At 65.8% G+C, this 11,728-nt stretch carries 8 protein-coding genes; 2 read left to right on the top strand and 6 right to left on the bottom strand.

The window, feature by feature from the left end:
* Window positions 1-45: 45 nt before the first annotated feature.
* The 6 genes from RMR04_RS17980 to RMR04_RS17955 all read right to left on the bottom strand — a co-directional run bounded on the left by RMR04_RS17980 (window position 46) and on the right by RMR04_RS17955 (window position 8,994).
* Entirely contained in the window at window positions 46-1,314 is a 1,269-nt protein-coding gene (locus RMR04_RS17980) for a beta-propeller fold lactonase family protein (RefSeq protein WP_311909699.1), read from the bottom strand.
* Window positions 1,315-1,577: 263 nt separating this feature from the next.
* Window positions 1,578-4,496, bottom strand: a complete 2,919-nt coding sequence (locus RMR04_RS17975) for an FAD-binding and (Fe-S)-binding domain-containing protein (RefSeq protein WP_311909698.1) — start codon at window positions 4,494-4,496, stop codon at window positions 1,578-1,580.
* 208 nt (window positions 4,497-4,704) lie between these two features.
* Window positions 4,705-6,228 carry a tripartite tricarboxylate transporter permease gene (locus tag RMR04_RS17970; RefSeq protein ID WP_311909697.1) on the bottom strand — a complete coding sequence of 508 codons (1,524 nt, stop codon included), beginning with the start codon at window positions 6,226-6,228 and terminating at the stop codon, window positions 4,705-4,707.
* Between the two features lie 121 nt (window positions 6,229-6,349).
* A complete protein-coding gene (locus RMR04_RS17965) occupies window positions 6,350-6,850 on the bottom strand; it encodes a tripartite tricarboxylate transporter TctB family protein (RefSeq protein ID WP_311909696.1) in 501 nt (166 codons plus the stop codon).
* Window positions 6,851-7,009: 159 nt separating this feature from the next.
* The gene (locus RMR04_RS17960) at window positions 7,010-8,008 is read right to left on the bottom strand and encodes a Bug family tripartite tricarboxylate transporter substrate binding protein (RefSeq protein ID WP_311909695.1); all 999 of its coding nucleotides are present in this window, start codon (window positions 8,006-8,008) and stop codon (window positions 7,010-7,012) included.
* Between the two features lie 242 nt (window positions 8,009-8,250).
* Entirely contained in the window at window positions 8,251-8,994 is a 744-nt protein-coding gene (locus RMR04_RS17955) for a GntR family transcriptional regulator (protein WP_311909694.1), read from the bottom strand.
* 148 nt (window positions 8,995-9,142) lie between these two features.
* Between RMR04_RS17955 and RMR04_RS17950 the strand changes: the two genes are divergently transcribed.
* Both RMR04_RS17950 and RMR04_RS17945 read left to right on the top strand, forming a co-directional pair.
* Complete coding sequence (locus RMR04_RS17950; RefSeq protein ID WP_311909693.1) at window positions 9,143-10,345, top strand: pyridoxal-phosphate-dependent aminotransferase family protein; 1,203 nt, start codon at window positions 9,143-9,145, stop codon at window positions 10,343-10,345.
* Between the two features lie 85 nt (window positions 10,346-10,430).
* On the top strand, window positions 10,431-11,723 hold the full coding sequence (locus RMR04_RS17945; protein ID WP_311909692.1) for a transglutaminase domain-containing protein: 1,293 nt from the start codon (window positions 10,431-10,433) through the stop codon (window positions 11,721-11,723).
* Window positions 11,724-11,728: the final 5 nt, after the last annotated feature.

Genomic DNA, 11,728 nt, shown 5'->3' with positions numbered 1-11,728 from the left:
GGGCTATGGCGCCGGAACTACGGCTCCAGAATTACGGAGCCAGAACTACGGCGCCTGGAACGCGCCGATCATGTAGCTTTCATTGCCGATTTCGGTGACACGGCCCTTCACCTCATAGCTTGCGAGATCGACGATCCAGACGATGCCGGAGTTCGGCTTGCCCTTGGGTGCGCCGGTGATCGCGGCGTATTTGCCGTCGGGGGTGATCGCGATGCCGCGCGGCCGCGAGGGCTCGCCGCCCGGCGTCTTCAGTTCGATCCGCCGGATCGTCGCGGGCCCACCCGCGATCGCCTTGGCGACGTCGATGATGTCGATGTTGTTGGCGCGGAAATGCGTGGAGAGGATGCGCTTTCCATCCGGCAGGAAGGCGGCCACGAACGGCCGGGTCGGCGTGGCCTTGTCGTCGGTGCCGACCAGGACGCGCGCGACCTCGGCTTTGGCGGGGTCGGACAAGGCCTTCTCGACATCGATGATCGAGACCGTGTTGCCGGGGATGTCGGTCTGGGCGCTCTCGCGGGAGGCATGGGCGACGAGCCTGCCGTCCGGGCTCACCGAGATGCCGAAGCCGCCGGCCTGCACCGGGATGCGCGCGAGCTCCGCGCCGGCCTCGCCGGCGATCGCCTTCTGCAGGCTCATCACCGTGATGTCGTCGGTGCCGCCATTGGCCCCGAAGATCGTGCCGCCGCCAAGCGGGCTGATCGTCACGCCATTGGTGTCGGGGAAGCAGCCGAATTTCAGATCGGGCGCGCGGTGCGGCACCGGATCGGGCGGGCAGGGGAAGCCTGGCTTGCCATAGGCCTGCTCGACCCTACGGATCACCGTGTTGGTGGAGAGATCGACGATGCTGAGATGCCGGCCGCCATCCTCGTCGCCTTCGCGCTCGGCATGGGCGAGCACCGCATGCTTGCCGTCCGCCGCAATAGCAAAGCCGGTCGGCCCAAAGCCTTCCGTCTCGATGTAGCCCGCGACAGCGGCGAGCGTGTCGTTGCTGGCGGGATCGAGCGCCTTCACCAGGTCGATGACTGTGACGGTGCCGGCATGGCCGTGCTGGAAGGCGGCCGCTGCAGCGGGCGTCGAGCGGCCGGAATGGTTGACGACATAGGCGCGCTTGTTGTCGGGCGCGATCGCGATCGAGATCGGCTGGCCGCTCGAGATCACGGTCTTGCCATCGACCTCGATATCGGGCGTGACGCGCAGGCGGTTCACCACCGCCTTCGGCGTGCCGTCATTGGCGGGGTCGGTCGCTTTATCGAGATCGATCACCAGCACGACATTGTCCCAGCGGCCGCTCGCTAAAAAGTAGTCCTTCGCCATGCCCCTGTCCGCATTTGCCATGAAACCGAGCGCCATCGCGCAGGAAAGAAGCGTCGTCCGTAACATAGTCGTTCCTCCGGTTAGATCGCCCGTTTGCCGGGTCGTGGATCTTCGCTTTGGACACTCCAGCCCTCATCCTGAGGAGCCGCGAAGCGGCGTCTCGAAGGATGCTCCAGCCTGCACCGGAGGCTCCTGGACCATCCTTCGAGACGCAGGCTTTGCCTGCTCCTCAGGATGAGGGCTGAGGGGCTTCGAACGGGCGCCTACTCCTCCAGGGCCTCGGCGAGCACGCGCGCGACATGCATCGCTTCGCGGCCCGCGCCGTCATGGATCTGGTGGCGACAGCTCGTACCGTCGGCGACGATGAGATCGCCCGCGCCGGCCTTGCGCACGGCCGGCAGCAAGGCGAGCTCGCCCATGGCGAAGGAGACGTCGATCGTCGCCGCGCCATAGCCGAAGGCGCCCGACATGCCGCAGCAGCTCGATTCGATCGGGCGGACATCGAGGCCGGGGATGGCGCGCAAGGTCGCCTCGACCGCGCCCATCGCCGCGAAAGCCTTCTGGTGGCAGTGGCCGTGCAGATGCGCGATGCGGCCGGCCTGGTCCTTGAGGGGCAGGGTGGTTGTCCCCGCCTTGAGGTCGGCGGCCAGAAGCTCTTCGAGCAGGAAGGCGGCGCTCGCCACCGGTTCGACCTCGGCCTTGGGTAGAATCGCGCCGAATTCGTCGCGGAAAGTCAGCAGGCAGGAGGGTTCGAGCCCGACGATGCGCGCGCCCCTGGCGACGAAGGGCGCGAGCGCTTCGAGTGTCCGTTTCGCTTCGATGCGCGCCTCGTCGACGAGGCCGGCCGAGAGGAAGGTGCGCCCGCAGCAGAGCGGCCGGCCGCCATCGCTGGGCTCGACCTTGTGCAGGCGATAGCCGCCGGCCGCCAGCACGCGCTCGGCGGCTTCGAGGTTCTCGCGCTCGAAATAGCGGTTGAAGCTGTCGCCGAAGAGCACGAGGTCGCGGCCGTCGCCCTTCACGTCGCCCGGCGTCGCGGAGCGCCCGCCTTGCGCCCAGGGCCTGCGCCAGACCGGCAGCGAGCGCCGCGTGCTGAAGCCGAGCCAGCGCTCGCTCAGGCGCGCCAGCAGCGGAATGCGGTCGCGCAGGTTCATCAGGGCTGAGAGCTTGGCCGCATAAGGCGCATAGCGCGGCAGCCAGGCGATCAAGCGCTCCTTCAGCGGCAGGCCGTGGCGCTGGTGATAATGGTGCAGGAACTCGATCTTCATCCGCGCCATGTCGACGCCGGTCGGGCAGTCGCGCTTGCAGCCCTTGCAGGAGACGCAGAGATCGAGCGTCTCTTTCATCTCCGGCGAGGTGAAGGCGTCGGGCCCGAGCTGGCCGGAGATGGCGAGCCTGAGCGTATTGGCCCGCCCGCGCGTCACATGCGTCTCGTCCTGCGTGGCGCGCCAGGACGGGCACATCGTACCGCCTGTCATCTTCCGGCAGGTGCCATTGTTGTTGCACATCTCGACGGCACCGCCGAACCCGCCCCAGTCGGACCAGTCGAGCGCTGTCTCCGTCGGGATCGGCGTGGCATAGCCCGGTGCGAAGCGCATCAGGCTGCGATCGTCCATCCCAAGCGGGCGCACGATCTTGCCCGGGTTCAAGCGGTTGTCGGGGTCGAAACCGTCCTTGACCTGCTCGAAGGCGCGGGTGAGAGGCCCGCCGAACATCGGCTCGACGAATTCCGAGCGCGAGATGCCGTCGCCATGTTCGCCGGAATAGGAGCCCTTGAAGCGGCGCACCAATTCGCAGGCCTCCTCGGCGATGCCGCGCATCGCCTTGACCCCGGCCTCGTCCTTCATGTTCAGGATCGGGCGAACGTGCAGGCAGCCGACCGAGGCATGGGCATACCAGGTGCCGCGCGTGCCGTGGCGCTCGAACAGCGCGGTGACGGCGTCGGTGTAGTCGGCGAGATGTTCGAGCGGGACGGCGCAATCCTCGATGAAGGAGACCGGTTTCCCATCGCCCTTCATCGACATCATGATGTTGAGGCAGGCCTCGCGCACCTCCCAGACTGGTTTCTGCCTGGAGGGCTCGACCACCTCGACGACGGCCTCAGTAAAGCCGTGATCGGACATGCACTGGTCGAGCCGCTTGAGGTCGTGCTTGAGCGCGGCAAGATCGTCGCCGGCGAATTCGACCAGCAGCAGGCAGTTCGGCTGGCCCCTGGTGATGTCGGCGAGCGTGCGCACGAAGAGCGGGATATCGGCGCCGAGCACCAGCACATTGTTGTCGACGAGCTCGACCGCGACAGGCCCCAGCGCCACGATGGCCTTCGTCGTCTCCATCGCCGAGCGGAAGCTCGGGAAATGGCAGACGCCCATGACGCGATGCGTCGGCAGGGGAGAGAGCCTGAGCGTCGCCTCGGTGGTGATGGCGAGCGTGCCCTCCGAGCCGACCAGCAGATGCGAGAGGTTCGGCCGGGCCGGCAAGAGTTCGTCGAGATTATAGCCGCCGACCCGGCGCTGCACCTTGGGGAAGATCGCCTCGATCTCGGCCCGGTGCCCGTCCGCCAGCTTGAGCATGCGCGTCATCAGATCGCGCGCCCTGATCGACTGGTTGTCTCCGGCAAAGCCATCGCCCAGCGCGAAGGGCTCGCCGTCATGGAACAGCGCCTTCATGGCGATGACATTGTCGACCGTCTTGCCGTAACGCAGCGAGCGCGCGCCCGAGGAGTTGTTTCCGGTCATCCCGCCGATGGTGCAGCGGCTGGCGGTCGAGGGCTCGACAGGGAAGAACAGCCCGTCCTTCCTGACATGCGCGTTGAGCGCCTCCAGCACGAGGCCGGGCGCGACCGAGATCGTGCCGGCGGCCGGATCATAATCGCGGATCGCGTTGAAATGCCGGCTCATGTCGAGGATCAGCGCATCGCCGATCGGCTGGCCGTTCTGCGATGTGCCGCCGCCGCGCGCGATCACCGGCACACCGTGCTCGGCGGCGATCGTCAGCGCGGCTGCGATATCGGCCTCCGATTTCGGGAAGACCACGCCCTGCGGGACAATCTGGTAGATCGAGGCGTCGGTGGCGTAGCGGCCGCGCGTGAAGGCGTCGAAGCGCACCTCGCCTTCGAGCGTCTGCGCGAGACGGCGTTCGAGGCCGAGATTGCGGGAATGGGCTTTGGCGAGCGCTGCTTGCGTCATCTTTGCTTCAGTCCCTCCCACATTCGCGCCGTCATCCCGGGCGCAGCCCCCGGGTCCGATCTTCGATCGGCCCAAGGATAAACTCCGCGCAGACCCGGGATCCATTCCTGAGCCTCATCAGGCATTGCTCCGGCATGGATCCCGGCTCTGCGCGGCTTCGCCGCTTGGCCGGGATGACGGCGCGTTTTGTCCTGCAAGGTCATCGAATCTAACCGATTTCGGCCGGCTTCGCGGGCTGACCGCGCCGCCGCAATGCGCCAATCCCATCCATGACCGGCCCCCAGAGCAGCAGGAGCAGTGCCAGCCCGACCAGTGTCGTCACCAGCCCGTTGGCGGCGAAGACCTTGAGGCTGCCGCCCGAGCCGAGCAGCGCCTGGCGGAACGAGTCCTCGGCCCTGTCGCCGAGTACCAGCGCCAAGACGAGCGGCGCGAGCGGATAGTCGAGCTTCTTGAAGACATAGCCGACGAGGCCGAAGCCCAGCATCAGCCAGATGTCGAAGATCGAGTTCGAGATCGTGTAGGCACCGATGGCGCAGACGATCAGGATCACCGGCGCGACATAGGAAAACGGGATGCGCATGATCGCCGCAAACAGCGGCACGGCCGCCAGCACGATGATAAGCCCGGCGAGATTGCCGAGATACATCGAGGCGATCAGCCCCCAGACGAACTGCTTCTGCTCGACGAAAAGCAGCGGCCCCGGCTGCAGCCCCCAGACCAGCAACCCACCGAGCAGGACGGCGGCCGTAGCCGAGCCTGGAATGCCGAGCGCCAGCATCGGCAGGAGTGCGCTGGTGCCCGCCGCATGGGCTGCGGTTTCGGGCGCGAGCACGCCTTCGATATTGCCCTTGCCGAAGCTGTCGGGCTGCCGCGAGAAGCGCTTGGCGAGGCCGTAACCCATGAATGAGGCGGCGATCGCCCCGCCCGGCGTCACGCCCATCCACATGCCGACGATGGCGGAGCGCAGGAGCGTCGCCCAATAGCGCGGCAGCCCGGCCCAGGTGCGCAGCACCACCTTGAGGTCGATCTTGGCCTGCTTGCCCTTGAAGACCAGCCCCTCCTCGACGGTCAGCAGGATTTCGCTGACGCCGAACAGGCCGATCACCACGACGAGGAAATCGAAGCCGCGCATCAATTCGGTCGACCCAAACGTCATGCGCAGATCGCCCGAGATCGAATCGAGCCCGACCGCCGCGAGCAGGAAGCCGATGCAGAGCGAGGCCAGGATCTTGGCGCGGTTCTCGCGACCCATGCCGATGAAGGAGCAGAAGGTCAGAAGGAACACGGCGAAGAACTCGGCCGGCCCGAATCTGAGTGCGAAGGAGGCGACGAGCGGCGCCACGAACGTGATCAGGATCACGCCCGAAAGCGCACCGATGAAGGAAGCGGTGAAGGCGGCCGTCAGCGCTTCCGCGGCCTTGCCCTGCACGGCCATCGGATAGCCGTCGAAGGTCGTCGCGACCGACCAGGCCTCGCCCGGAATGTTGAACAGGATCGAGGTGATCGCTCCGCCAAACAGAGCGCCCCAATAGATCGACGAGAGCAGGATGATCGCCGAGGTCGGGTCCATGCCGAAGGTCAGCGGCAGCAGGATCGCGACGCCGTTGGGCCCGCCCAGGCCGGGCAGCACGCCGACGATGATGCCGAGCACGACGCCGATCACCATGAAGCCGACATTGTGCCAGGAGAGTGCGACCTGGAAGCCGGCCATCAGGGAGGAGAAATCGTCCATCGCTTGTCCTCAGTCGCGTTTTCGAGCGAAGTGGATATCGGTTCGCGTAAGGAAAACGCGACAAAACAAAGAGTTAGAGCAGGATTGATGCGAAAAACCGGTTCCCACTTTTCGCATCCTGCTAGTAGCCGAGCATGGCCTCGAGCGGGCCTTTCGGCAGCGGTACGCGGAACTGCAGCTCGAACACCCAGAAGCAGGCAAGCGGCACGAGGACAGCCGTCAGCACGATCGCCCACCAGCGCGAGGTCGCGACGATGCTCATGAAGACGAGGATGAAGATGCCCGCGGCGACATAGAGGCCGAGCGGCTGGATCAGCGTCACGAACAGCGCGAGCGGCGCGAACACCCGCACGACCTGGCCGAGCTGCTCATAGGTGACGAAGACGCGGTTCTCGGTGCGGAAGGACTGCACCAGGATGAAGAGCGAGGCGGCCAGGAAGATCCAGCCGACACGCGCCGGGAAGAAGCCGTTCTGCGGGCCATTGTCCCAGCCCGCGCCGCGGCCATAGGAATCGTAGAGCACGAGCAGGCCGAGCCCGATCAGGATGAGCGCGGTCGTGATCTCGACCGGGCGGCGGGAGACGCCGCGCGGCGGGGCGGTTTCGTCAGAGATGTGCGACATTCTCAGTCTCCCGGCCGTCATTCCGGACAAGCCGCGAAGCGGCGCCGATCCGGAATCCATCGTAAAGCGCTGCGCTCTGCGATGGATTCCGGGTCTCCGCTTCGCTGCGCCCGGAATGACGGCGCGTGTGAAGCAAGCAGAACGGAGACCCGCTCGTCCTCACTTGGCCATGAAGCCGGCATCGCTCATCAGCTTGGCGTGCTTTTCCTCGTCGAGCTTGAGGAACTGCACGAAGGCGTCGCCGTCGCGATAGTCGGGAACGAGCGCGTTGCGCGCCAGATATTCCTTCCATTCCGCGTTCTGCGAGACCTTCTTGAACAGCTCGACATAGAAGGCCTGCTGCTCCTTCGTCACCTTGCCGGGCATGAACATGCCGCGCAGCATCTGGTAGCTGACGTTCAGCCCCTGCGAGGCGCAGGTCGGGATGTCGGCCCAGGACAGGCCATCCGCGACTTTCTCGCTATAGGCCATCTTCTGTTCGGCGAAGACGCAGAGCGGCCTGGTCGCCCCGCCGCGCCAGTTGGCCAGGTCCTCGGCCGGGTTGTTGGTGTTGGCGTCGACGTGATTGCCCGAAAGCTGGGTCGAGGCCTGGCCGCCGCTGGTATAGGGAATATAGGCGAATTTGACGCCGCCGGTCTTCTCCATGCCGAAGACGAGCAGGTTGTCCTCGCGCTTGGACGAGGTGCCGCCGATCTTGAGCGGCTCGGGCGCCGCCTTGGCCGCCGCCATGAAATCGGTCGCGGTCTTGTAGGGGGATTTCGCATTGACCCAGAGCAGGAAGGAATCCTGCGCCATCATCGCGACCGGCGTGTAGTCCTGCCAGTTCAGCGGCAGCTTGGTCGCCATCGGCGTCATGAAGACGCCGCTCGAGGTGGTGATCAGCTTATGCGGATCGCCGGCCGATTTCTGGATGTCGAGCATGCCCTCGGCGCCGCCGGCGGCCGGCTTGTTGACGACGATGATCGGCTGGGTGGTGAGCTGGTTCTTCTGGATGATGCCCTGGATCGTGCGGGCCATCTGGTCGGAGGCGCCGCCGGCCGAGAAGGGCACGACGATCTCGATCGCCTTGGTCGGCTCCCAGGCGGCTGCGGGCCCGACGCCGGCAAGCAACGCGGGTACGGCAAGCACCGTGGATATGACAAGCCAATGCTGCTTCATGATCCTCAACCTCCCTTAAGTCGCGCTCTGACGGCGTCGTGAGGGGAGCCTAGAACCAAAAAAATCTGCATTCAATCTGAAAATTGATATCGACGGATATGAGCGCGATATTGGGTGCTGTGGCCTTCGCTGTCATCCCGGGTGCAGCGAAGCGGAGACCCGGGATCCATTCCGGAACAGCTCAGGAGTGGATCCCGGATCGGCGCGGCTTGCGCCGCTTGTCCGGGGACGGCGCGGTTGGCTCAGGCGTCCGCCGGGTCGGTGGCGGGCTGCGATTGCGCCGCCTTGCGCTTGTTGCGCAGGTGCTGGAACAGGATGTCGCTGAGCTCGCTGCCGGCGCGGCGACGCAGCGCGTCCAGGATCGCCTCATGCTCCCGCATCGCCTCGCCCCAGCGATCGCGCTCCTTGGCGAGATTGGCCGAATAGCGCACGCGGCGGATGCGCCCGGCGAAGCTGGCATAGGTTGCGCTCAGCGTCGCATTTCCGGCCGCCTCGACGATCATGCGATGGATCGCCTGGTTGCACTGGAAGTAGTCATGCATCTCGCGCCGCAGGTAGAAACGGTACATGTCGTGGTGCATTTGCTCGATTTCGGCCACGTCCGCATCCGAAATGCGCTCGCAGGCCAGGCGCCCGGCCAGCGCCTCCAGCCCGCCCATCACGTCGAAAAGCTCGCGCAGATCCTCAGCACTCAATTCGCGTACGCGCGCGCCGCGGTTCGGCAGCAGGTCGATCAGCCCTTCGGCGGCTAGCACCTTCAAGGCCTCGCGCAAAGGCGTGCGCGAGATGCTGAAGCGGTCGCAGAGCAGGCGCTCTGGAATGCGCGCGCCATCCGCGAGATTGCCTTCGACGATGTAGTCGCGCAGCGCCGCCACCAGCCCGTCATGCAAAGAGACCGCCGCCCGGGGCGCCTCGGCTATGGGCGCGTTGCCAGGTTCGATTGCCGGAATCGCCATGGTTTGCAGGTCCGGAATTGTACTTGTCATGACTATTGGGTACGCCAAGCTTGGTCGGCTGTCGAGATGATCGGTGCCAAGTTTGAGTTCCGATGGGCGATTGCATTCTCAAAAAATGAATGCAAAAAATCAGCTATGAAGGACGCGCAGTCGAAATGCGCACCAAGGAGCACACGCCATGGCAACGCAGCAGGGTCGACATTTCCTGCATATCCCGGGGCCGAGCCCGATCCCCGATCGTGTCCTGCGCGCCATGGACATGCCGATCATCGACCATCGCAGCGCCGAGTTCGCCAGGCTCGGCAAGACGGTGCTGGAGGGCTGCAAGGCTGTCTTCAAGACGAGCCAGCCGGTGGTGATCTACCCGTCCTCGGGCACCGGCGCCTGGGAGGCGGCGATCGTCAACACGCTCTCGCCCGGCGACACCGTGCTGATGGCGGAGACCGGCCATTTCGCCACGCTCTGGCGCCAGATCGCGGCGCGTTTCGGCATCAATGTCGATTTCATCCCGGGCGATTGGCGGCGCGGGGCCGATCCGGCGGCGATCGAGGCCAGGCTCGTCGCGGACAAGGCGTGCGCCATCAAGGCGGTGATGGTGGTCCACAACGAGACCTCGACCGGTTCGACGAGCCGCATTGCCGAGATCCGCAAGGCGATCGACGCCGCCGGCCATCCGGCCCTGTTCATGGTCGACACCATCTCCTCGCTCGCCTCGGTCGATTACCGCCATGACGAATGGCAGGTCGACATCACGGTCTCGGGCTCGCAGAAGGGGCTGATGCTGCCGCCGGGCTTGAGCTTCAATGCGGTCTCCGAGAAGGCGATGGCGGCCTCGAAGGTCAATAAGCTGCCGCGCTCCTATTGGGACTGGCAGGAGATGGTGAAGATCAACGCCAACGGCTTCTTCCCCTACACCCCGGCGACGAACCTGCTCTATGGCCTGCGCGAGGCGCTCGCGATGCTGCAGGAGGAGGGGTTGGACAATGTCTTCTCCCGGCATCAGCGTCTCGCTGCCGCGACGCGTGCCGCCGTCAAGGCCTGGGGGCTGGAGGTGCTCTGCGAGAACCCGGCCGAGCAGTCGCCGGTGCTGACCGCCGTGATGATGCCGCCGAGCCACGACGCTGACCGCTACCGCAAGATCACGCTGGAGAAATACAACATCTCGCTCGGCTCGGGGCTCGGCAAGGTCACTGGTAAGATCTTCCGCATCGGCCATCTCGGCGAGTGCAACGAACTCATGCTGCTGGGGGCGCTGTCGGGCGTCGAGATGGGGCTGGCGGCGGCCGGCGTGCCGCATCGCAGCGGCGGCGTCATGGCGGCGATGGCTGCGCTCGAGTCGCGCGACGACGGCAATCAGGCGCCGGTCGCGGCCGTGGCCTGAGCGCTGTGTAGAGGTTCGCGCCACGCTGCCGTCGCGGCGCGGCCCCTGTAGTGCTAGTCTTCGCGCGTCACCTCCGGCGCGGGGCATGAAAGCGATGCAGGACAGCCACCGCGTGCTCTTCACGAGCCCGGCCGAGTTCATCGACAGCGATCACCGCAATGTGATTGAGCAGGCGCAGCGCCTGACGGTGGGTGTCGCCGAGCCGGCAGCCCAGGCGCGCCTGCTTTATGCTGCGGTGCGGGACGAGATCCGCTACGATCCCTATCGCGACTATCTTGACCCCGGCAGCTATCGCGCCAGCGCCGTGCTTGCGGCCGGCACCGGCTATTGCGTCGGCAAGGCGGCGCTCTTTGCCGCGCTGTGCCGCGCGCTCGGCATCCCGGCGCGAATCGGCCTCGCCGACGTCATGAATCATCTCGCCACGCCGCGCCTGCTGGAGGCTGTCGGCACCAATATCTTCGCCTATCACGGCTATACCGAGGTTTTTCTCGGTGGCCGCTGGCTGAAAGCCTCGCCGACCTTCAATGCGAGCCTGTGCGCAAAGCTCGGCGTCGCGCCGCTGTTTTTCGACGGCCGGCATGACGCGCTGCTCCAGAGCTTCGACGGGCAGGGCCGCGAATTCATGGCCTATATCGCCGATCATGGCGCCTTCTTCGACGTACCGGTGAAATTCCTGATCCTCGAAATGACGCGGCTCTACCCAAAGCTTTGCATTCCCGGGGGTTGCGCGGCACGTCGATGGAGCAGGAAGCGAAGGTCTGAGCGCGCAAAAGCGCGGTCCGGCGGCCAACGCCAGATTGCGTTCCGGAAATTGTGCAACTGCGAAGGCGATCCAGAAATTGCCGCAATCGCCACTCATATCATAAGCAGGCTTATGATATCCGAGGCACGGCAGATGAAACGCCCGCTGAAGCGTGAATTGACGTTCCAATTGGTCGAGACCGCGCGGCTCCTGCGGGCTTACGTCGACCAGCGCGCCCACCAGCACGGCACGACCCGCGCGCAATGGGGCGTGCTCGGGCGCCTGCGCCGCCAGGAAGGCCTCAACCAGGTCGCTTTGGCCGAGCAGCTCGATATCCAGCCGATCTCGGTGGGGCGGCTGCTCGACCGGCTGGAGCAACAGAAACTGGTCGAGCGCCGGCCAGACCCGAACGACCGACGCGCCTACCTCCTGCATCTGACGCCCGATGGACGCGCGCTGGTCGATGATCTCGACACTGTGCGCGGCGAGATTGCCGGCGAGGTGCTGGATGGCGTCGATGAGGCGGCGATCATGACGACGCTGGAGACGCTTGCCGCGGTGAGCGAACGCATTCGCCTGCAGAAACAAGAACGCCTGACACAGCTTGCGGCGGACCTCGCCGACAACGCCGCTTGATCCCC

This window comes from Bosea sp. 685, assembly GCF_031884435.1.
In the GTDB taxonomy this organism is placed as follows: Bacteria; Pseudomonadota; Alphaproteobacteria; order Rhizobiales; family Beijerinckiaceae; genus Allobosea.
The sequence above is the reverse complement of the archived record's forward strand: the minus strand, read 5'-3'. Positions and strand labels throughout refer to the sequence as shown.

Bases quoted from the DNA above. Each gene is read 5' to 3' on its own strand.
- RMR04_RS17950 (WP_311909693.1), top strand. From the start codon at position 9,143: ATGGCAACGCAGCAGGGTCGACATTTCCTGCATATCCCGGGGCCGAGC.
- RMR04_RS17960 (WP_311909695.1), bottom strand. From the start codon at position 8,008: ATGAAGCAGCATTGGCTTGTCATATCCACGGTGCTTGCCGTACCCGCG.
- RMR04_RS17980 (WP_311909699.1), bottom strand. From the start codon at position 1,314: ATGGCGAAGGACTACTTTTTAGCGAGCGGCCGCTGGGACAATGTCGTG.
- RMR04_RS17975 (WP_311909698.1), bottom strand. From the start codon at position 4,496: ATGACGCAAGCAGCGCTCGCCAAAGCCCATTCCCGCAATCTCGGCCTC.
- RMR04_RS17970 (WP_311909697.1), bottom strand. From the start codon at position 6,228: ATGGACGATTTCTCCTCCCTGATGGCCGGCTTCCAGGTCGCACTCTCC.
- RMR04_RS17945 (WP_311909692.1), top strand. From the start codon at position 10,431: ATGAAAGCGATGCAGGACAGCCACCGCGTGCTCTTCACGAGCCCGGCC.
- RMR04_RS17955 (WP_311909694.1), bottom strand. From the start codon at position 8,994: ATGACAAGTACAATTCCGGACCTGCAAACCATGGCGATTCCGGCAATC.
- RMR04_RS17965 (WP_311909696.1), bottom strand. From the start codon at position 6,850: ATGTCGCACATCTCTGACGAAACCGCCCCGCCGCGCGGCGTCTCCCGC.